The sequence below is a fragment of the Embleya hyalina genome (genome assembly GCF_003967355.1).
In the GTDB taxonomy this organism is placed as follows: domain Bacteria; phylum Actinomycetota; class Actinomycetes; order Streptomycetales; family Streptomycetaceae; genus Embleya; species Embleya hyalina.
Map to the genome: position 1 here is coordinate 347,462 of NZ_BIFH01000017.1, position 19,354 is coordinate 366,815.

At 72.7% G+C, this 19,354-nt stretch carries 22 protein-coding genes; 13 read left to right on the plus strand and 9 right to left on the minus strand.

Annotation, left to right across the window (positions count from 1 at the left end):
• The first annotated feature begins 38 nt into the window (after positions 1-38).
• Both EMA17_RS14935 and EMA17_RS14940 read left to right on the plus strand, forming a co-directional pair.
• Positions 39-1,733, plus strand: a complete 1,695-nt coding sequence (locus EMA17_RS14935) for a phospho-sugar mutase (RefSeq protein WP_126637470.1) — start codon at positions 39-41, stop codon at positions 1,731-1,733.
• 222 nt (positions 1,734-1,955) lie between these two features.
• Complete coding sequence (locus tag EMA17_RS14940; protein ID WP_126637471.1) at positions 1,956-2,291, plus strand: hypothetical protein; 336 nt, start codon at positions 1,956-1,958, stop codon at positions 2,289-2,291.
• Between the two features lie 11 nt (positions 2,292-2,302).
• Here the strand turns inward: EMA17_RS14940 and EMA17_RS14945 are convergent, their stop codons facing one another.
• Entirely contained in the window at positions 2,303-3,016 is a 714-nt protein-coding gene (locus tag EMA17_RS14945) for a nitroreductase family protein (RefSeq protein WP_126637472.1), read from the minus strand.
• A 68-nt stretch (positions 3,017-3,084) separates the two neighbouring features.
• Here EMA17_RS14945 and EMA17_RS14950 point away from each other — a divergent pair, with 68 nt between their 5' ends.
• Complete coding sequence (locus tag EMA17_RS14950; RefSeq protein WP_078975599.1) at positions 3,085-3,483, plus strand: winged helix-turn-helix transcriptional regulator; 399 nt, start codon at positions 3,085-3,087, stop codon at positions 3,481-3,483.
• A gap of 33 nt (positions 3,484-3,516) precedes the next feature.
• Here the strand turns inward: EMA17_RS14950 and EMA17_RS14955 are convergent, their stop codons facing one another.
• Complete coding sequence (locus EMA17_RS14955; protein ID WP_126637473.1) at positions 3,517-4,800, minus strand: MFS transporter; 1,284 nt, start codon at positions 4,798-4,800, stop codon at positions 3,517-3,519.
• 63 nt (positions 4,801-4,863) lie between these two features.
• On the opposite strand from EMA17_RS14955, the gene EMA17_RS14960 reads away from it, so the two are divergent.
• From EMA17_RS14960 to EMA17_RS14970, 3 genes are all read left to right on the plus strand, one after another.
• The gene (locus tag EMA17_RS14960) at positions 4,864-5,811 is read left to right on the plus strand and encodes a LysR family transcriptional regulator (protein WP_126637474.1); all 948 of its coding nucleotides are present in this window, start codon (positions 4,864-4,866) and stop codon (positions 5,809-5,811) included.
• Positions 5,812-5,971: 160 nt separating this feature from the next.
• Positions 5,972-7,105 carry an adenosine deaminase gene (locus EMA17_RS14965; RefSeq protein ID WP_126637475.1) on the plus strand — a complete coding sequence of 378 codons (1,134 nt, stop codon included), beginning with the start codon at positions 5,972-5,974 and terminating at the stop codon, positions 7,103-7,105.
• 186 nt (positions 7,106-7,291) lie between these two features.
• Positions 7,292-7,705 (plus strand): hypothetical protein, encoded by a 414-nt coding sequence (locus EMA17_RS14970; RefSeq protein WP_126637476.1) that lies wholly within the window; start codon positions 7,292-7,294, stop codon positions 7,703-7,705.
• Between the two features lie 188 nt (positions 7,706-7,893).
• Here EMA17_RS14970 and EMA17_RS14975 read toward each other — a convergent pair whose 3' ends face one another.
• The 5 genes from EMA17_RS14975 to EMA17_RS14995 form a co-directional block, all read right to left on the minus strand.
• A complete protein-coding gene (locus EMA17_RS14975) occupies positions 7,894-8,886 on the minus strand; it encodes a trypsin-like serine peptidase (RefSeq protein ID WP_126637477.1) in 993 nt (330 codons plus the stop codon).
• A gap of 174 nt (positions 8,887-9,060) precedes the next feature.
• Positions 9,061-9,255: a PspC domain-containing protein gene (locus tag EMA17_RS14980; protein ID WP_126637478.1), complete on the minus strand. Its 195-nt coding sequence runs from the start codon at positions 9,253-9,255 to the stop codon at positions 9,061-9,063.
• Positions 9,256-9,351: 96 nt separating this feature from the next.
• Positions 9,352-10,032, minus strand: a complete 681-nt coding sequence (locus EMA17_RS14985) for a hypothetical protein (RefSeq protein WP_126637479.1) — start codon at positions 10,030-10,032, stop codon at positions 9,352-9,354.
• Positions 10,029-11,642, minus strand: a complete 1,614-nt coding sequence (locus EMA17_RS14990) for an ATP-binding protein (RefSeq protein WP_307721540.1) — start codon at positions 11,640-11,642, stop codon at positions 10,029-10,031. The genes EMA17_RS14985 and EMA17_RS14990 overlap by 4 nt, the downstream gene beginning before the upstream one ends.
• 56 nt (positions 11,643-11,698) lie before the next feature.
• Positions 11,699-12,376, minus strand: coding sequence for a response regulator (locus tag EMA17_RS14995; protein ID WP_174861367.1), 678 nt, complete (start codon positions 12,374-12,376; stop codon positions 11,699-11,701).
• A 166-nt stretch (positions 12,377-12,542) separates the two neighbouring features.
• Here EMA17_RS14995 and EMA17_RS15000 point away from each other — a divergent pair, with 166 nt between their 5' ends.
• The 7 genes from EMA17_RS15000 (at position 12,543) to EMA17_RS15020 (ending at position 16,898) form a co-directional block, all read left to right on the plus strand.
• Entirely contained in the window at positions 12,543-13,166 is a 624-nt protein-coding gene (locus EMA17_RS15000; protein ID WP_126637481.1) for a SigE family RNA polymerase sigma factor, read from the plus strand.
• Between the two features lie 335 nt (positions 13,167-13,501).
• Positions 13,502-13,834 carry a hypothetical protein gene (locus EMA17_RS15005; RefSeq protein ID WP_126637482.1) on the plus strand — a complete coding sequence of 111 codons (333 nt, stop codon included), beginning with the start codon at positions 13,502-13,504 and terminating at the stop codon, positions 13,832-13,834.
• Positions 13,835-13,940: 106 nt separating this feature from the next.
• Complete coding sequence (locus EMA17_RS15010; protein ID WP_126637483.1) at positions 13,941-14,633, plus strand: hypothetical protein; 693 nt, start codon at positions 13,941-13,943, stop codon at positions 14,631-14,633.
• Positions 14,630-15,652 carry an endonuclease/exonuclease/phosphatase family protein gene (locus EMA17_RS15015; protein WP_126637484.1) on the plus strand — a complete coding sequence of 341 codons (1,023 nt, stop codon included), beginning with the start codon at positions 14,630-14,632 and terminating at the stop codon, positions 15,650-15,652. The genes EMA17_RS15010 and EMA17_RS15015 overlap by 4 nt, the downstream gene beginning before the upstream one ends.
• A 154-nt stretch (positions 15,653-15,806) precedes the next feature.
• On the plus strand, positions 15,807-15,971 hold the full coding sequence (locus EMA17_RS51745; RefSeq protein WP_160161410.1) for a hypothetical protein: 165 nt from the start codon (positions 15,807-15,809) through the stop codon (positions 15,969-15,971).
• Between the two features lie 204 nt (positions 15,972-16,175).
• Entirely contained in the window at positions 16,176-16,301 is a 126-nt protein-coding gene (locus tag EMA17_RS55345; RefSeq protein ID WP_281290495.1) for a hypothetical protein, read from the plus strand.
• Positions 16,302-16,508: 207 nt separating this feature from the next.
• Complete coding sequence (locus EMA17_RS15020) at positions 16,509-16,898, plus strand: hypothetical protein (RefSeq protein WP_126637485.1); 390 nt, start codon at positions 16,509-16,511, stop codon at positions 16,896-16,898.
• Positions 16,899-17,018: 120 nt separating this feature from the next.
• On the opposite strand, the gene EMA17_RS15025 is transcribed toward EMA17_RS15020, so the two are convergent.
• Both EMA17_RS15025 and EMA17_RS15030 read right to left on the minus strand, forming a co-directional pair.
• Positions 17,019-17,897 carry an aldehyde dehydrogenase family protein gene (locus EMA17_RS15025; protein WP_126637486.1) on the minus strand — a complete coding sequence of 293 codons (879 nt, stop codon included), beginning with the start codon at positions 17,895-17,897 and terminating at the stop codon, positions 17,019-17,021.
• Complete coding sequence (locus tag EMA17_RS15030) at positions 17,890-19,353, minus strand: aldehyde dehydrogenase family protein (RefSeq protein ID WP_126637487.1); 1,464 nt, start codon at positions 19,351-19,353, stop codon at positions 17,890-17,892. Before EMA17_RS15030 ends, EMA17_RS15025 begins: the two co-directional genes overlap by 8 nt.
• Position 19,354 lies beyond the last annotated feature (1 nt).

Here is a 19,354-nt window from a genome sequence, read left to right on the forward strand (position 1 = left end):
CCCGATCCCCTCCCGATCCCTTCCGCACCGAGGAGTCCGTGTTGAGCGACGTCATCGAGATCGCGCGCGCCTGGCTGGCCGAGGACCCGGACCCGGAGACCCGGGCCGAGCTCGAAGCGTTGCTCGATTCGGACGACCGGGAGGCTCTCGCCGACCGCTTCGCCGGCCTGCTCCAGTTCGGCACCGCCGGGCTGCGCGGCGAATTGGGCGCCGGGCCCAACCGGATGAACCGCGCCGTGGTCATCCGCGCCGCGGCCGGTCTGGCCGGTTACCTCAAGAGCGTGTACGTCACCGACACCGTCGCGCCCGCCGCGACCCGCAACGCGGTGGTGATCGGGTTCGACGCGCGGCACAAGTCCGACGTGTTCGCCCGGGACACCGCCGCCGTCATGGAGGCCGCCGGGCTGCACGCGCTGGTGTTGCCCCGACCGCTGCCCACGCCGGTACTCGCCTACGCGATCCGGCATCTGGGCTGCGTCGCCGGCGTGATGGTCACCGCGAGCCACAACCCGCCGCGCGACAACGGCTACAAGGTCTATCTCGGCGACGGGTCGCAGATCGTGCCGCCCGCCGACGCGGAGATCGCCGCGCACATCGCCGCGGTGCGCTCCCTGGCCGACGTACCCCTCGCCGAGGACGGGTGGGAGACGCTGAGCGAGGCGGTGATCGACTCCTACCTCGACCGCGCGGTGTCCGTGGTCGACCCGGCCGGGCCGCGCGACGTGCGGATCGTGCACACCGCGATGCACGGCGTGGGCACCACCGTGATGCTCGGCGCGTTCGACCGCGCGGGCTTCGCCGACGTCCGACCGGTGCCCGAACAGGCGGACCCGGACCCGGACTTCCCGACCGTGGCGTTCCCCAACCCGGAGGAGCCCGGGGCGATGGACCTGGCGTTTCGCACCGCGCTGGCCGAGGACGCCGATCTGGTGATCGCCAACGACCCGGACGCCGACCGGTGCGCGGTGGCGGTCCCGGACCCGGCCGCGGCGGGCGGCTGGCGGATGTTGCGCGGCGACGAGGTCGGCGCGCTGCTCGGCGCCGAGGTGGCCCGCCGGGGTACCGACGGTGTGCTGGCCACGACCATCGTGTCCTCCTCGCTGCTCGGCGCGATCGCCCGGGACAACGGCATCTTGTACACCGAGACGCTGACCGGCTTCAAGTGGCTGGCGCGGGTGCCGAACCTGGCGTTCGCGTACGAGGAGGCGCTGGGCTACTGCGTCGACCCGGCCGGGGTGTGCGACAAGGACGGCGTCACCGCCGCGCTGATGCTGGCCGAACTCGCGGCCGGCGCCAAGCGGGACGGCCGCACGCTGCCCGCGCTGCTCGACGAGATCGCGACCCGGTACGGCCTGTACGCGACCGACCAGTATTCGGTGCGGGTGGACCGCCTCGACCTGATCGCCGACGCGATGCGACGCCTGCGTACCGAGCCGCCGCACACGCTCGGCGGCCTCGCCGTGACCGGCGTCGACGACCTGCTCAACCCGCCGGCCGCCGACCTGCCGCCGACCGACGGCCTGCGCTACACGCTGGCCGGGGACGGCACGGACCTGTTCGCGGGTCGGGTGGTGGTTCGCCCGTCCGGGACCGAGCCCAAGCTCAAGGCGTATCTCGAGGTCGTGGTCGACCCGAAGCGGATCGCCGCGATCGGCGTGGCCGCCGCCCGCGCGGCGGCGGACGCGGCGACGGCGGCCCTGAAGCGGGACCTGGCCACGACGCTGGGCATCTGAGCACGAGCGATCGAAGCACCGGCCGAACGGGCCGGTGGTACGCGTGGGGCGGGGCGGCCGATCGGCCGCCCCGCCCCACGCGTGTCCACCTCGATCCGGACCCGCCCGGGGGTCGAGTGGTACTTGCGTACGGGTTCGGTCTGGCCCTCGGGACGGATGTGCCCGAGGGGTCCGCCGGCGGATGGTGGACAGGTCGGCAGAACCCGATCCCGAGAGGTCGTCATGAGCACCCCGTTCCGCTTTCCCACACCCGGCACGCACCGCCCGCGGCACGTCCTGCGGTGGGCGATGGCCGGGCGGTCGATCCCCGCGCTGACGAGCTTCGTGGGCGGCGTCCTGCTGCTGCCGGTGCTCGTCGCGGGCCTGGCCTACGCGTTCGGCTCGGATGTCGCGAGCACCCTCATGCACACCCTCACGCCCGACGCCGGTGTCGGCGGCGGCCCGGATCTCGGCGGCTCGTGGTCCGCTCCGATCGCGGGCGCGGCCCTGCTCGTGGTCGGTGGCCTGCTCACGCTGTACGGCACCGGCCTGCTGGTCCGGCGGCGCCGCGACCGCTGACCCGGTCACCGTCACCGGGCGCCGTAGCGGCCCCGAAACACGTTGCGCTCGATCGGGCGCCGCCCCGGATGGCGCCGCTCCTCGGTCGGGTAGCCGACCGCGACGACCAACGCGACGGCCAGGTCGTCGCGGTCGCCGACGCCGATCGCCCGCTTGACCGAATCCTCGTCCCAGCCGTTCATCGGCGAGGTGGCCAGCCCCAGTTCGGTCGCGGCGAGCAGCACGTAGGTGGCGGCGATCATCGCGTCCTTGACCGCGTACTCGCGCAACATCCCGCGCGCGGCCAGATCCCGCTGGAACCTCTCGGACTCGGCCGCGAACATCGCCACGAACTCGTCGTTCCACGCGCCGTTGCGGTGCGCCCGCTCGTAGACGTCGGCGCGGTCCTCGCGCCAGGCCTGCGGCTCGGCGACGAAGACGAGCAGGACCGGGGCCTCGTGCGCCTGCGGTTGGCCGCCGGTGGCCGCGATCAGACCCGCGCGCGCGTCGGCGTCGTCGGACACCACCACGATCGAGCGGTCCTGGAGATTCCAGCTCGTCGGCGCCTCGACGGCCAGTTCGAGCAGGGTGTCGAGCAGGTCGGCCGGGACCGGCTCGGGGCGGTAGTGCCGGATGGTGCGGCGGGCGCGGATGGCCTCGGCGACCGAGGTCGCGGGGGTCGGCACGGGAGTGTCCACGGCGTTGTCGTCGCCGTCGACCCGGTCGTCGATCGTGTGGGTGCTCATGGACACGATTTTGGGTGCGCCACTCTCCAACGGGAAGCAGGCACTAATTGGTGCGCTACTCTCCGGCCATGGTGACCATCGTCGAATCGGTCGGCCTCCCCGCCGACGTCTACAGCGCCAAGTGCGCCACACGTCAGGTCCTGGACCACATCGCCGGCAAGTGGACGGTGCTGATCGTGGACGTCCTGCGCGACGGACCCATGCGCTACACGGAGTTGAGCCGCCGGATCGAGGGGGTGTCGCAGAAGATGCTCACCCAGACCCTGCGCGGCCTGGAGACGGACGGTTTCGTCCTGCGCACGGTGACCCCGACCATCCCGCCCCGGGTGGACTACGCGTTGACCGACCTCGGCCGCAGCCTGGGCGAGCCGATCCGCGCGCTGCGCGAGTGGACCGAGACGCACATCAACGAGATCGAACGGGCCAGGATCGAGGTCGCCGAACGCAAGGCGGCCCAGGGTTACTGATCCACCGGGCCGGCGGGTCACCCGCGGGTCGGATCAGGCCGTCGAGCGGGCGTGGGCGCGGTGCACCCGTGCCGGGGCCGGGCTCGGGGTCTTCGCCGGTCGCCCGCTCAGCCCCGTCGCCACCACGCCCGCGGCGGCCATCAGCACCAGTACGAGCAGCACCGCGCCGGTCCAGCCCTGCCCGTGGAAGGCGACCCCGCCGACCGGCCCGCCCACGCTCGCGCCGAGGTAGTAGGCCGCCAGATAGAGCGCGGACGCCTGCGCGCGGCCCTCGCGGGCCCGCAGCCCGACCGCCGAACCGGCCGCCGAGTGGCCCGCGAAGAAGCCCGCCGTGAGCACGATGAGACCGACCACGACCAGCGCCAGGTTGTCCGGCAGGGTCAGCAGCGCCCCCGTCGCAGTGATCGCCGCCGCCGTCCACAACGTGACCCGGTGCCCGAGCCGACCGACCAGCCGACCCGACGCGGCCGAACTGAACGTGCCCGCCAGGTAGATCACGAAGATCGCGCCGACCACCGTCTGCGGCAGCGCGAACGGCTCGGCGAGGAGCCGGTACCCGAGGTAGTTGTAGACCGTGCCGAAGGCGGCCATGAAGATCATGCCGAGCAGGTACAACCGGCGCAGCACCGGATCCGCCAGGTGCGACCGCAACACGCCGGTGAGCCGAGCCGCGGACATCGTCGACGGGGTGAAGTTGCGCGACGCCGGGAGCAGCACCCGGAAGGCGATCGCCGAGCCGAGCGCCAACAGGCCCACCGCCACCAGCGCGACCCGCCAGCCGCCCAGATCCGAGGCCAGGCCGGTGACCAACCGGCCGCCCATGCCGCCGATGCTGTTGCCCGCGACGTACAACCCCATGGCCGAGCCGAGCGAGGGCCGGTCGACCTCCTCGGCGAGGTACGCCATCGCGGTCGCGGGCAGCCCCGCGAGCGCCACGCCCTGCACCGCGCGCAGCACGACCAGGGTGGCGAAGTCCGGGGCGAACGCGGCCAGTACGCCCAGCAGTGCGGCGGTGAACACCGAAACGGTCATCACCCGCGAGCGGCCCCACCGCTCGGAGACCATGCTCACCGGGATCACCGCGAGCGCGAGCGCACCGGTGGTCACCGAGACCGACAGGCTCGCCGTGGCCGGGTCCAGGTCGAAGCGGGCCGACAACTCCGGCAGCAGCGTCTGCGTCGCGTACAACATCGCGAAGGTGGAGAAGCCTGCGGCGAACAGCGCCAGGTTGACCCTGCGGTATCCGCGCGAACCGCGCGCGTACCCGGTGGGTTCGGGGGTTGGGGCGGGGTCCGAAGCGGTGTTCGAGGCAGGCATGTCCATGAAACTAGACCGCGTCGTTTCATGCGTCCAATGCATGTTTCGGCCATAATCCATGCCATGTCGTATGACAGCAGGTCGGCGGAGGTTTCCGAGGTCTCCGCGGCCATCGCGCCGCTCCTGACCCAGTTCGCGGCGGTCGCGCGGGAGGAGCACATCACCCGGGCGGCGGCCGGGTTGGGCATCCCGCAGCCCACCCTCAGCCGCACGATGGCCCGGCTGGAGGCCGACGTGGGCGTACCGCTGCTGGCCCGGACCGGGCGCGGCGTGGCGCTCACCCGGCAGGGGCACACCCTGCTCGGGTACGTGGAACAGGCACTGGCGCTGCTCGAACGCGGCCTCGACGAGGTGATCGAGGACGCGGGCGAGGCGCGCGGCAAGGTCGCCTTCGGGTTCCTGCACACGATGGGGCCCGAGGCGGTGCCCGGACTGCTGCGCGCGTTCCGGGTGGACCACCCCGGCATCCGCTTCCAACTGGTCCAGGCGTCGGCGTCGGTGATGCTGGAGCGGATGCGGGCGGGCGAACTCGACCTGTGCCTGACCGCGCCGCTGCCGGACGCGCCCGACCTGGCCGTGCGCGCGCTGGACGACCAGCGGCTCTACCTCGTGGTGCCGGCCGACCACCGGCTCGCCGGCCGACGGCGGGTGCGGTTGGCCGAGGCGGCCGAGGACGTATTCGTCTGCATGGAACCGGGCTACGGCCTGCGCCGGATCACCGACGCGCTGTTCGCCGAGGCGGGGTTCGTTCCCAAGGTCGCGTTCGAGGGCGAGGAGACCGACACCCTGCGCGGCCTGGTCGCGGCGGGACTCGGTGTCGCCCTGTTGCCCGCGCCCGACACCCCGCGCCCGGGCACGGTGGATCTGACCGTCACCGCGCCGCGCGCCTTCCGCACCATCGGGCTCGCCTGGATACCGAGCCGTCCGGAGACCGCGCCGGTACGGCTGTTCCGCGAATTCGTGCTCGGCCGCCGGGGTCGGCTGCTGCATCCGGATCCGGCCAACGACTGAGTCCCGCGCGGGAGTTCGCGTCCGGTGCGCGGCCTCTGCGCAGGCCGTCATGGGAAGTGGATCGGGTCGCGGGCGCCGATCGGGCATCGCTCGCGCGCAGATGGCCGAATCTTCACGCGGTCGACACATGATCTACGCGCGTAGGCAGTAAAGTCCTTTCATGTCCAGCAGTCACCCGAACACGCCCGCTGTCTCACCCACGGTCGAACAGATCCGGCGTGCCCCCAAAGTCCTGCTCCACGACCACCTAGACGGTGGGCTGCGTCCCGCCACGATCATCGAACTCGCGGCGGCCATCGGCTACGACCGCCTGCCCTCCACCGACCCCGACGCGCTCGGCACCTGGTTCCGCGAGGCGGCCGACTCCGGTTCGCTGGAGCGCTACCTGGAGACCTTCGACCACACCGTGGCGGTGATGCAGACCCGCGAGGGCCTGTTCCGGGTCGCCGCCGAGTGCGCCGAGGACCTGGCCGCCGACGGCGTGGTCTACGCCGAGATCCGCTACGCCCCCGAGCAGCACCTGGAGGCGGGCCTGACCCTGGACCAGGTCGTCGAGGCGGTCGACGAGGGTTTCCGCGAGGGCGAGCGCCGCGCGGCGGCGGCCGGCGACCGGATCAGGGTCGGCGCGCTGCTCACCGCGATGCGGCACGCGGCCCGCTCGCTGGAGATCGCCGAACTCGCCAACCGGCACCGTGACCTGGGCGTGGTCGGCTTCGACATCGCCGGGGCCGAGGCGGGCTTCCCGCCCACGCGCCACCTGGACGCGTTCGAATACCTCAAGCGCGAGAACAACCACTTCACCATCCATGCCGGCGAGGCGTTCGGCCTGCCGTCGATCTGGCAGGCGCTCCAGTGGTGCGGCGCGGACCGGCTCGGCCACGGCGTGCGGATCATCGACGACATCACGGTCAAGGACGACGGCGGCGTCGAGTTGGGCCGGCTCGCGGCGTACGTGCGCGACAAGCGCATCCCGCTGGAAATGTGCCCGACCTCGAACCTGCAGACCGGCGCCGCCTCCTCGTACGCGGAACACCCGATCGGCCTACTCCGCCGGTTGTATTTCCGGGTCACGGTCAACACCGACAACCGCCTCATGAGCGGCACCTCGACAACCCGGGAGTTCGAGCACCTGGTCGAGGCGTTCGGCTACGGCCTGGACGACCTGCAATGGTTCACGGTCAACGCGATGAAGAGCGCGTTCCTGCCCTTCGACGAACGCCTCGCCATGATCAACGAGGTGATCAAGCCGGGCTACGCCGCGCTCCGGTCGGAATGGCTGTTCGGCCGGAGCTGACCCGCCCGGGCGCGCCCGCCCGACCCGCCTCGCGGGCGCGCCCCGGACCCGCCGCCTCGGGACGAACGGCTCGGCCCGTCGCGAAGGGGGTGTTTTGCGCATTCCGCATCCGGTTCGCTACCTTGCGGTCTCACTTCGTTACGGGGTGTATCCAGCCCCGCCCGAATCGAGAAACCGAGGATGCACATGCGATCGGTAACGCGTAAGGCGGCCATCACGGCCGGGCTCGGTGCGGCAATCGCCGCGGGCGCGGCGGGTTCCGCGAGCGCCACGCCCGTGACCGACCTGGTCGACGAGCTGGCCCCCGCCGCCTCCACCGCGCAGGCGGCCATGCCGGACGCCGCCGCGCCGTTCCCGCTGACCCAGGTCACCGACAAGCTTCCCGTCGGCCAGGCGCTCACCCCGGGCCAGGGCCCCCTCGACGGCTTGGCGACCGGCGTGGCGCACGGCATGGCCCGCGACATGGAGCAGAACATGGGCGACATGGCGGCACAGAGCGGCCCGGCCAAGGGCGGCCTGGGTTCGCCGCTCAACGCCCTGCCCACCGACAAGCTGACCGGCGCGGGCGGCACGTCGCCGCTGTCGGGTCTGCCGCTGTAGGTCACCTCACCGGGTTCCGCCTTCGCCGCCGAGCCGGGTCGTCGCCGGGGAACCCGTTCGATCCCGCCGTCGTACGAGCCGTGTCCATCGCGTATCGATCCTGCGCGAGGACACGGCCTCGTCGTACGCCGGGATCGCCGGGATCGCCGAAAGCCCGGAGTGCGCCGACCGGCCCGGCCGCGCCGCCGCTACAGCGAGTCGTACATGTCCTTGGCCACATCGCCCAGATAGGGCCCGGTCATGGTGCGCGACCCGGGGGTGGTCACCCCGAGCGAGACGTTGCTGACCAGTCGCAACTGCCCGTCCACCTCGGTGAACCAGCCGCCGCCGGAGGACCCCCCGGTCATCGTGCAGCCCATCCACAACATGTCCGGCTGCGGCCAGCCGTCTTCGCGAAAGTCCGTGGTGGGCGACGCGCACGTGTACAGCGCGGTGCCGTCGTAGGGGGTGTCACCCGGATAGCCGAACGACTGCACGCGAAGATGCCGGGGGGCGTTCCAGTACACGTCCGCCCCGGGCCCCACCGCGTCCTCGAGCGTCCTGCCCCCGCGCGAGTCGACGACGAAGGCGCCGTAGTCGTACGGCGACGCGCTCGCGTCCTTGCCGTTCGGATCCGCGTTCTGCGCCCACTGGTTGCTCACCGTGGTGCGCCGCGCCGGCCACCGCCCGTACGGTTCGCGCTCGGCCAGGGTGCGGCCCGCGCCGTTGTACCCGGGGACGAAGGTGACCCGGTCGTAGAAGTCCCCGTTGCGCCCGCCGTGCAGGCAGTGCGCCGCCGTCCACACCATGTTGCCGCTCGGGTGGTGCACCACGGTGCCGCTGCACTCGGCGACGCCCTCGGGCATCCGGAAGAAGATCTTGCCGCGTATCGCCACCTCGGGGCGGGTGTACGGCGAGGACACCCGGCGCGCCTCGATGGTCGGCGGTTGCCGGTAGTCCGCGGTGGGGCGCTGCTGGTCCTGGTCGGGCAGTTGCGGTGCCGGCTGGCCCGGGGTGATCTCCGCGCCGCGCGGCTTGGCCTCGTCCTGCCGGTCCTGGTCCCAGAAGCCCCGCGTGTCCTCGACGTCGCTGTCGCTGTACTGCCTGGAGTTCATCGCCTGCGTGCGCCCGGCCTCGACCGCCAGGGTGCCGCTCAGCACCAGTCCCACCAGCGTGACCAGCACGCCGGCGAACACCGACACGGTAACGATGAGGTTCTTGTTGTGTGTAGTACCCGGTTGCATGTCCCCGCCCCCCGACCGAGCACCCGGCCCGGAGCCTCTCGGTCCCATCGGACCGCCCGATCGACCTGCCCGACCATCCGTTGATCGGATGATAGGCGCCGGGACGATCGGGGGGGCGGCGTCCCGGGGGGCTCAGTCCTCGGGCAGCAGGATCCACAGCGCGACGTAGAGCAGGAACTGCGGGCCCGGCAGCAGGCAGGAGAGCAGGAATACCACCCGCACGGTGGTGGGCGACCAGCCCCAGCGACGGGCGATGCCGGCGCAGACGCCGGCGATCCGGCGGCCGTGGCGCGGGCGACTGAGCCTGGGAGCGGTGACGGTGCTCATGACGGTCCTCCTCGATCCGACGGCGTCGGGAACGTCGCCGTCCTTCGAAGGTAGGCCGGTACCCGCCGGGGCACATCCGCCGCAGGACCGGGTCGGTCATCCGCCCTGGGAAGTAAGGGTCTTCCCGGAGGGGCGGGCGGCCTGCGGCCAGTCCTTCTCGAACGCCGACGGCGGGCCGCTGGGCCTGGTGCCGGTCGTCGGGGTCGCGGTGGTCTTGCGGCTGATGTCGAGATAGCTCTCGCACCGGTACTGCTCGGGCGCGGTGCGGCGGCCCGCGAGCAGCACCGTATTGCCCCCCGACGCGCTCTGCAGCGTGCAGACCACCTGGCCGAGGGCGATGGTGGCCAGCGCGGCCAGCGGCGCGTCCAGGCGGAACAGGGTCGGCGGATCGCCCTCGCGTCGATCCGCCGCGACCAGGCCGCCGGCCGGCAGCGCGGTGGTGTACCCGTCCAGCGCCTCGGCGTCGTTCGGACCCAGGTGCAGCTCCTCCAGGAGCTGGTTGAGCTGATCGGTGCGCGGCCGGTCCGGGACCGCCTCGCTCGGTCGCAGCTGGAGCCGGCCGGCCCTGGGCAGGGCCTGGAGCCGGTTGTCCTTCACCAGATACACGATGTGCCGCTCCGAGCCCGGCAGCTGGCTCTGTACGGACGGCGCGGTCCGGTTGGCCGGCTTGCCGGCGCCGACCGGCCCCTCGGTCGGTCGGATCCCGCAGGAGGTGAGCGCGGCGAGCACGCCGGTGGTCGCGAGGATCGCGATCGGAAGCCGCCGCCTGGGTCTCAACGCACGTCTCCTCGCTCGTCCCTGCCACCGGACGAGACGTCACCGAGATCCGCGTCGGCCCGGTCGGCCCGAGCGGTACGACCGCTGTGTTCGGCGTCCTCGGCTTCGAGGTCGGCATGCACCCCGTCGTCCTCGACACCCTCGTCCGGGTCGATTATCTCTTCGAGCTGCGGCGGCACCAGCGGCAGGCGCAGTGTGAACTTCGCCCCACCACCGGGCATGTTCGACGCGAACGCGGTCCCGCCGTGGATGCGCGCGTTCTCCATCACGATGGACAGACCCAGACCGCTGCCCTCGGAGCGGGCCCGCGAGCTGTCCGCCTTGTAGAAGCGGTCGAACACGTGTGGCAGTACGTCCTCGGGGATGCCGGGCCCGGTGTCGGAGACGTCGATCACCAGGTCCTCCTCGATCGGCGAGTCGATCAGGCCGGGCAGCGCCGGACGCGGCTCGCGGTGGATCTCCACGGTCACCGGGGACCCGCCGTGTCGCAGCGCGTTGCCGACCAGGTTGGAGACCATCACGTCCAGTCGGCGCGGGTCCACCCGGGCCAGGATGCCGCGCGGGGCCCGCAGGTCCACCGCGTCCATCCAGGCCCGCGCGTCCAGGCACGCGGTGACCAGGTCGGTGATGTCCACCTCGTCGGCCACCAGCGCGGCGGTGCCCGCGTCGAAGCGGGAGACCTCCATCAGGTCCTCGACCAGCGTGGCGAGGCGTTCGATCTCGGCGACCACCAGGCGCGCGGCCGGCGCGCCCTGCTCGCCGAGGCTGTCCGCCTCCTCCTCGAGCAGTTCGCTGACCGCGGTCATCGCCGCGAGCGGGGTGCGCAGTTCGTGCGACACGTCGGCGACGAAGCGGCGCGAGGAGGACTCCAGGGCGCGCAGCTCGGCGACGCTGCGCTCCAGCTTCTCCGCGGCGTCGTTGAAGGTCCGGGACAGGTCGGCGAGTTCGTCCGAGCCGCGCACGTCGAGCCGGGTGTCCAGGCGACCGGCGCCCAACTCGCGTGCGGCGAAGCCGAGTCGGCGCACCGGGCGCAGGATGTGCCGGGCGGCGAAGAGCGCGACCACCGCCGCCGCGCCGAGCGCGAGCAGGGTGCCGACGATCAGGTAGCGGGCCAGCGAGTTGAGGTCGGCCTGTTCGTCCTTGAGCGACTTGAACATGTAGCCGGTGGGACCGTTGGGCACCACCCGGGTGCCGCCGACCAGGTAGGGCTGCCCGTCGATGTCGATGCGCTGGAAGTACATGTGGAAGCCGCCGTTGTTGTCGGCGGTCTGCACGATGCGCTGGAGCTTGGCGGGCACGCGCTCCAGCGGGAAGCGGGAGGGGTTGGAGGCGACCGGGCGACCGTCGGCGCCGACCAGGACCACCGAGTAGCCGAAGCTGCTCTCCCGCATCTGGTCCACGGCGGGACCCAGATCGGCCTGGTCCGGGTTCTCCCGCAGTCCGGCCGAGACCCGGCCGAGGTTGTCCCGGAACTCGGTCAGCACCGAGTCCTGCGCGCGCTCCAGCACGGCGGTGCGGGTCAGCCAGTAGGCGATGCCCGAGGCGGCCACCGCCGCGATCAGCGCGACCAGCGCGAACGCGACGAGCACCCGAAATCGCAACGAACGCAGCTTCAGGGTCGGGGCGACCCGTCGGACGAACCTGCGGACGAGGGGCGGACGGGCCGTCACTGGGGCGGATCGAGGCGGTAACCGACGCCTCGGACAGTGCGGATGAGCGTCGGCGCGGACGGGGTCTGCTCCACCTTGGCGCGCAGCCGCTGCACGCACGCGTCGACCAGGCGCGAGTCACCGAGGTAGTCGTGCTCCCACACCAGGCGAAGCAGCTGCTGGCGCGACAGTGCCTGGCCCGGGCGCCGACTCAGCTCGACCAGCAGGCGCAGCTCGGTCGGGGTGAGCTGAAGCTCCTCGCCGGCCTTGGTCACCGTCATCGCGTTGCGATCGACCACCAGGTCGCCGAACACCGACGCGTCGGACACCTCGCGTTCGCCGCGGCGCAGCACCGCGCGGATCCGGGCGTCCAGCACCCGCGGCTGCACCGGCTTGACGACGTAGTCGTCGGCACCGGACTCCAGGCCGACCACCACGTCGATGTCGTCGTTGCGCGCGGTCAACAGGATGATCGGCAGCGAGTCGGTGCGGCGGATCCGCCGGCACACCTCGAACCCGTCGATGCCCGGGAGCATCACGTCGAGCACGATCAGGTCGGGACGCTGCTCGCGCCACCGCTCCAGACCGGCCTCACCGGTGGCCGCGGTGACCACGCGATGGCCCTGGCGCCCCAGGGCGAGTTCGAGTCCGGTGCGTACGGACTCGTCATCCTCGATAAGCAGCAGGTAGGGCACGCAGGCCATTGTGTCTGACGTCACGGCTGGGAAGAACACGGGGAGCCCCCTTCCGGTTCGCCGCCCGAGGTCGCTGTTGCATACCTGTGACAGCTCGCCGACCTGACGATGAAGCCCGCCCAGCAGGCTGTACATCGTGAACGAGCGCCGAGCCGGGGGAGAAGTCATGCAGACCAGGACGCAGTCGCAGGTCATCCGCAAGGACAACCGTCGTACCGTCGTCGCCCTCGCCCCGCTGCCCGGGAACGCGCGTAGCGCCGCGTGCACGGAGAGTGTCGACGACGAATTCACGGCGTACGTCAGGGAGCGCCGGTCGGCGCTGTTCGCCACCGCGTACCACCTCACCGGTGACCGCAACGAGGCCGAGGACCTGTTGCAGAGCGCGCTGATGAGCACGTACCAGGCGTGGGGTCGGATCCAGGACAAGGCCGCGCTCGGCGGCTACCTGCGGCGGACGATGACCAACCTGCACATATCCGCCTGGCGGCGGCGCCGGATCAACGAGTACCCCTCGGAGGAGTTGCCCGAGCGTCCGGACGGTTCGGACTCGATGGGCGACACCGAGCTGCGCGCGGTGTTGTGGCGGGCGCTGGCCAAGCTGCCCGAGCCGCAGCGCACGATGTTGGTGCTGCGCTACTACGAGGGTCGGACCGACCCCGAGGTGGCCGAGGTGCTGGGATGCAGCGTCGGCACGGTCAAGTCGAGCATCTGGCGCGCGTTGCGCCGGCTGCGCGAGGACGACGCGCTGAGCTTCGGCGCGGACGAGGCCTTCGCCGAACTGGTCGCCTGAGCGCGTCTCGTGGCGCCCGACCGGGTGCGGTCGTTCGCCCACCCGCGGTCCGCCGGTCCCGCGTCGTTCTTCCCCTGTGCAGTTGTTCCGCGTCCGTGCGGTTGTCCGTGTCGTCGTCCACTCCGGCCGACGACCGCGTCGATCCCGTTCGCTCCCCCGGTCGTGTCGGTCTCATCGGCAGGGACGGCGGATGGGGCCGTGACGGTTCCGTCGAATTTCCGTCGGATTCGATGCGGATTCGGGACATCGGTGCGCGGGGTGCCGAATTGCGTTCGTCGTAGTCGACTGGCTACGTTGCGTGGTCAAGCCCCCAGTCGACCGGGAAGGGCCACCCCATGTCCTCCGTTCTCCGCACCGTGATCGCCGCGACCTCCCTCGGCACCGCCGCCGCGTTCGCCCTCGCCGGGAGCGCCACGGCCTCGCCCCTCGCGCCCCGGACGCTGTCCCGACCCGACGTGGCCGCGACCGGCACCGGTGCCGCCGCCGCGACCGAGGCGGTGCTCGGCGTCGTACAGCGCACGCAACTCAATCCGATGAACGGCGGTGGGCTGAACCCGCTGTCCAACAGCGTCGGCACCGACGTCGGCGACATGCCGGTCGGCTCCGACATGGTCACCGGTGACCTCGCCCGGGGCATGACCGTGCAGCAGGCCCTCGACAAGCTCTGAGTCGTCCGAGTCGGGTACCGAGCGCCGCGCTCGGGGCCGCTTTCCCGCCGCGGCGCCGAGGCCCGTCTACCCTGAGCCGCGAACGTGGCCACGGGGAGGCATTCGGATGCGGCAGGAAACGGATCGTCTGCGGGAGCCGGCGGCATGGGCGCTGGTCGGTTTTCTGGCACTGCGGTTGGCGGTGGACGCTCTGCGCGTCCTGTTCGGCGTCGGATCGGGCGTGGACGGCTTCCGGGCGCGCGCCTACGGCGGGCAGTCGACGCTGCTCGACGCCCTCGCTCCGGTGCTGCTCGCCGCCGCGGTGCTCCTGGTGACCCATGCCGGACGGCCCACGCCGCGCGCCCGGGCGATCACCCGGACGGCGCTCGGGGTGCTCGCCGTACAGGGGATCGTGGGGCTCACCGCGGCCCTGGGCGCGCTCGCCTACGACGGCGGCGGCTTCGCCCACATCCCGGCCGGGGCACGGGTGGAACAGAGCGCGCTGAACGTGGGCGTGCTGGTGTTGTTCGCGCTGTGCGCCTACTTCCTGATCGTGGTGCTCGGCGCGCCGAGCCCGCCGACGGTCACCCGCGGTCGCTCGCTGCCGCCGCAGGAGTGGCCCTCGTACGGACGTGACACGACCGCCGCGGGGCAGCCTGCCGCGACCCACCCCGCGCCGACCGGGCAGTATCCGGCGACCGGGACGCACACCGCCGCGACGGCCGCCGGCGACGCCGGTTCGACCGGCGAGGCGGGTGTGGTGCCGCCGCGACCGACGGCCCCGCCGCCCGCGCGGGCTCCCGGGCGGACCGAAGCATGACGGCCGAGGTCGAGTCGGAGCCGGCCGAGGGCGTTCCGGCGCCGCCTCGACTGTGGCGGCTGCGTCGCCGGTCGCGCGCCCTCGGGCGCGGTGTGGTCGGGCTGCTCTTCGCCGGCGCCGTGCTGGTGACCGGTGCCCGGCTGCTCGTCTTCGACGCGATGTGGCCGATCGCGATCATGACGGTGTTCGCCCCCTACGCGGCGGCGGCCTCGGTGGTCGTGCTGCTCGGGGCGGCCGTGTTGCGGATGCGGATCACCCTGCTCGTCGCGCTGGGCCTGGTGGTCGTCCACACCCTGTGGATGTTGCCGCGCCTGACCCCGGCCGGTGCGCCCGCTCCGGGCGGCACCCGGGTGCGGGTGATGACCGCCAACGCCTACTTCGGCACCGCCGACGCGGCGCGGATCACCGCGCTGGTGGTGCGCGAGCGGGTGGACGTACTGGCCGTGCAGGAGTTGACCCCCGAGTTGGCGGCGGGCCTGGACCGGGCCGGGTTGTCCCGGGAACTGCCGTACAGCGCCGGTCACGGCGAACCGGGCGCGAGCGGGCTGGCGATCTACGCGCGCCGGCCGCTGACCGACGCGCGACTGTTGCCGGAGCGCACCACGATGCCGATGCCCGGCGCCACCGTGGAGATCGACGGGCGCCGGATCCGGCTCCAGGGTGTGCACACCATCCCGCCGATGCGCGGGCAGGCCGGGAAGTGGGCGCACGACATGGACGCGCTGCGCCGCGAGGCGGAGCACCGCACACTGCCGACGGTCTTCCTGGGCGACTTCAACGCGACGCTCGACAACGCCTCGTTCCGCGCGCTGACCGACACCGGGCTGCGGGACGCGCACAAGGAGCGCGGGCGGGGCTTGGCCCGCACCTGGCCGATGGCCCACTTCCACGGGCTGCCGCCGCTGTTCGGGATCGACCACGTGCTCGTGACGGGCGGCATCGACGTGGTGTCGGTGTCCGAGCACCGGGTGACACGCACCGATCACGCCGCGGTGATCGCCGAGTTGGCGCTGCGCTGAGCGGCGCCGAGCGTTCGTCAAGATCCCGTCAGGAACGCCCCCACCCGCGTCGATGCCGCGTCAAGAGGGCCGGGCGGGCGGCTTCGGGGGCCTAGCGTCGGGTGTCGGGGGCACCGTGCTCGACGTGCCCCACGCACCTTCGAGGATTGATCACATGTCCGCTCTGCTCGCCCTCTTCGCCGTCGTCGTGATCGCCCGCGTCCTGGCCACGTGGAAGTTGTCCCGGTTGTTCGCCCGGCGTCCGGCCGGCTCGGCCGACCCGGCGACGGACAGCGGCACCGGCGGCGGCACCCGCGCCGACAGCGTGCTCGCCGCCTGAGGCCCGATCACCGATCCGCACTCGCACGGGGGAAGCGCGCACGGACGGACCCCGGGAGGACACGATCGCCCCGAACCTGCCGGTCGACCGGCTCACCTCGGGTACCGAGTCGATGGACGAGGCGCTGAACGCGCTGGAGGACGCCGGTCCCCGGAGCCTGGGCACCAAGGGGCCCGACGACGCCTGTGACGACTTCCACGACGAGTGGCGGCACGGGCTCGGATCATCCGCGAGGACACCGGCAAGGGCGTCGACGCGCTCCGGCGGAACGTCGTGAACCACGACGACATGGAGGGGCGGATCGCGGCCGGGTCGAGGGTGCCCGCGTGAGCGGCCGGGGGTCCGTGGGGCGGTCCGTGGAATCGGCCGCCGCCCTCCGCCGAGTTCCCGGGGTCGGCTGCGACCCGGCCCCGGGCAGGCCGGCGACGGGCGAGCCGCTGGTGGCGAATCCGACCGGGGCCGCGAACGAGATGGTCACCGCCGGGGACGACCGACCGGGCAGCTTCTCCATCACCCGGGGTTCCGTTCGCCGACCGGGTGTTGCGCCCGATCGGGCCGCCGACGGCGGATCGCGGCATCGGGGTCGCGTCGTCGGCGCCGGGCCGGATACCGGTGGAGGCGGCCGACTCCACGCCGCGCGTCCCGGGCGAACCGCTCGGCGCCGCCGAGGACTTCGGGGTCACCACCCGCTCCGTCCGGGCCTTCTTCCCGGTTCCGGGGCAGCCGCGCACGGCGGTCTCCGCCCTGTCCGCCGAGGACCCGGACGCGTGGCCGTACCACGTGGATGTGATGGCGGCGATCCGCACGTCGGTGACCTTCACCCCGCCGGGGGTGGCCGCCCGGGTCGCGGACGCGTTGGCCGGCGGGCCGGCGGCAGAATCGGCGCCGGCCCGGTCGGGCAGTCGGATCGCGGACCTGTGCGGCTGAGCCCGACACCGAAACGACCGGCGGGCCCGTCCCCCACGTGGGGGACGGGCCCGCCGCCGCGCACACCTCCGGGGCACGGGCCGCGGTCGGCGCGGAATCCGTCCGCTCGCGGTGCTCCCGTCAGTGTCCGGTCGGGTGCCAGACCGTGCGGGTCTCGGTGAACGCCAGCATGCGCGCGGTGCCCGGGTCCGCCGTCCAGTCCGGCTCCTTGGGCCCGGGGCGCAACACGCGCTTGAGGTTGTCCGCCGCCGCGATCTCCAGGTCGCGCGCCGACGCCACGCCCGCGTCCGGCGCGACGCCGGTCAGGTCGATCGCGTTGACGTCCTGGTGCGACGCGAGCGTCGGGGCGATCTCCGCCGGGTGCCCGGTGAGGATGTTGACCACCCCGCCCGGCAGGTCGGAGACGGCCAGGACCTCGGCGAAGGACAGCGCGGGCAGCGCCGAGGCGCCGGCCGCGAGCACGACGGCGGTGTTGCCGGTGGCGATCACCGGTGCGACCGCGCCCGTCAGGCCCAGCAGCGAGGAGCGCTGGGAGGCGATCACCGCGACCACGCCGGTGGGCTCGGGCGTCGACCAGTTGGCGAACGGCCCGGCGACCGGGTTGGCGCCGCCGGCGACCTGGGCGAGCTTGTCGGTCCACCCGGCGTACCAGACCCAGCGGTCCACGGCCGCGTCCACGGCCGCGAGCGCCCTCGTGCGGTTGACCCCCTCGGCGGCGGCGACCTCGGTCGCGAACTGCTCGCGCCGACCCTCCAGCATCTCGGCGATCCGGTAGAGGATCTGGCCCCGGTTGTACGCGGTGGCGCCCGACCAGCCCGGGAACGCCTTGCGCGCGGCGACCACCGCGTCGCGGGCGTCCTTGCGGCTGCCGCGCGGGGCGTTGGCCAGGGTCCGGCCCTTGCTGTCGGTCACCGCGTACACCCGCCCGCTCTCGGACCGGGGGAACTTGCCCCCGACGTACAGCTTGTAGGTCTTGAGTACCTCAAGGCGCTCAGACATCGAGGTAGGCCTCCAGCCCGTGGCGGCCACCCTCGCGGCCGAAGCCCGACTCCTTGAACCCGCCGAACGGCGAGGCCGGGTCGAACTTGTTGAACGTGTTGGTCCACACGACGCCCGCCCGCAGCCGCTGCGCGGTCCACAGGGCCTTGGCGCCCTTCTCCGTCCACACCCCGGCGGACAGGCCGTACGCGGTGTTGTTGGCCTTCTCCACGGCCTCGGCGGGAGTGCGGAAGGTCTGTACGGTCAGCACCGGGCCGAAGATCTCGTCCCGGGCGATCCGGTGCGCCTGGGTGACGCCGGTGAACACCGTCGGCGGGAACCAGAAGCCCTTGCCCGGCAGCTCGCCGGCCAGGGACCAGCGCTCGGCGCCCTCGGCCTCGCCCGCCGCGACCAACTCCTGGATCCGGGAGAGCTGCGCGGCCGAGTTGATCGCGCCGACGTCGGTGTTCTTGTCCAGCGGGTCGCCCACGCGCAGCGTCTTGATCCGCCGGGTCAGGCTCGCGAGCAGTTCGTCGGCCACCGACTCCTGCACGAGCAGTCGGGAGCCGGCGCAGCAGACCTGGCCGCCGTTGAAGAAGATGCCCTCGACGATGCCGTCGACGGCGGAGTCGATCGCCGCGTCGTCGTAGACGATGTTCGCGGCCTTGCCGCCCAGTTCGAGGGTGACCCGCTTGCGGGTGCCCGCGATGGTGCGGGCGATCTCCTTGCCCACGGCGGTCGAGCCGGTGAACGCGACCTTGTCCACGTCGGGGTGGGCGATCAGCGCGCGCCCGGTCTCCCCGGCGCCGGTGACGATGTTCACCACACCGTTCGGCAGCCCGGCCTCGACGCAGATCTCGGCGAAGCGCAGCGCGGTCAGCGGGGTGGTCTCGGCCGGCTTGAGCACCACGGTGTTGCCGCACGCGAGGGCCGGCGCCACCTTCCAGGCCAGCATCAGCAGCGGGAAGTTCCACGGGATGACCTGACCGGCCACGCCGATCGGCTTCGGGTCCGCGCCACTGTGCTCGTTGGTGCGGCTCCGCCACAACCCCGCGTGGGCCAGCTTGTCGGCCCAGCCCGCGTAGTGGAAGAAGTGCGCCGCGACCAGCGGGATGTCCACGTCGCGCGACTCGCGGATCGGCTTGCCGTTGTCGATCGACTCCAGCACGGCCAGCTCGCGCGCGTGCTCCTGGATCAGCCGGGCGATCCGGAACAGGTACTTGGCGCGCTGCGCGCCGGGCAGCGCCGACCAGGACTTGAACGCCTTGCGCGCGGCCTTGACCGCGCGGTCCACGTCCGCCTCGCCGCCGACCGCGATCTCGGCCAGCACCTCCTCGGTGGCCGGGTTCACCGTCTTCAGCCGGCCGCCGTCCGCCGCCTCGGCGAAGGTGCCGTCGATGAACAGCCCGTACGCCGGGGCGATGTCGACGATCGCGCGCGACTCGGGCGCGGGCGCGTACTCGAATGGGTTGCCCATG

Bases quoted from the DNA above. Each gene is read 5' to 3' on its own strand.
- EMA17_RS14940 (WP_126637471.1), top strand. From the start codon at position 1,956: ATGAGCACCCCGTTCCGCTTTCCCACACCCGGCACGCACCGCCCGCGG.
- EMA17_RS14945 (WP_126637472.1), bottom strand. From the start codon at position 3,016: ATGAGCACCCACACGATCGACGACCGGGTCGACGGCGACGACAACGCC.
- EMA17_RS14950 (WP_078975599.1), top strand. From the start codon at position 3,085: ATGGTGACCATCGTCGAATCGGTCGGCCTCCCCGCCGACGTCTACAGC.
- EMA17_RS14955 (WP_126637473.1), bottom strand. From the start codon at position 4,800: ATGCCTGCCTCGAACACCGCTTCGGACCCCGCCCCAACCCCCGAACCC.
- EMA17_RS14960 (WP_126637474.1), top strand. From the start codon at position 4,864: ATGTCGTATGACAGCAGGTCGGCGGAGGTTTCCGAGGTCTCCGCGGCC.
- EMA17_RS14965 (WP_126637475.1), top strand. From the start codon at position 5,972: ATGTCCAGCAGTCACCCGAACACGCCCGCTGTCTCACCCACGGTCGAA.
- EMA17_RS14970 (WP_126637476.1), top strand. From the start codon at position 7,292: ATGCGATCGGTAACGCGTAAGGCGGCCATCACGGCCGGGCTCGGTGCG.
- EMA17_RS14980 (WP_126637478.1), bottom strand. From the start codon at position 9,255: ATGAGCACCGTCACCGCTCCCAGGCTCAGTCGCCCGCGCCACGGCCGC.
- EMA17_RS15000 (WP_126637481.1), top strand. From the start codon at position 12,543: ATGCAGACCAGGACGCAGTCGCAGGTCATCCGCAAGGACAACCGTCGT.
- EMA17_RS15005 (WP_126637482.1), top strand. From the start codon at position 13,502: ATGTCCTCCGTTCTCCGCACCGTGATCGCCGCGACCTCCCTCGGCACC.
- EMA17_RS15010 (WP_126637483.1), top strand. From the start codon at position 13,941: ATGCGGCAGGAAACGGATCGTCTGCGGGAGCCGGCGGCATGGGCGCTG.
- EMA17_RS15015 (WP_126637484.1), top strand. From the start codon at position 14,630: ATGACGGCCGAGGTCGAGTCGGAGCCGGCCGAGGGCGTTCCGGCGCCG.
- EMA17_RS51745 (WP_160161410.1), top strand. From the start codon at position 15,807: ATGTCCGCTCTGCTCGCCCTCTTCGCCGTCGTCGTGATCGCCCGCGTC.
- EMA17_RS15025 (WP_126637486.1), bottom strand. From the start codon at position 17,897: ATGTCTGAGCGCCTTGAGGTACTCAAGACCTACAAGCTGTACGTCGGG.
- EMA17_RS15030 (WP_126637487.1), bottom strand. From the start codon at position 19,353: ATGGGCAACCCATTCGAGTACGCGCCCGCGCCCGAGTCGCGCGCGATC.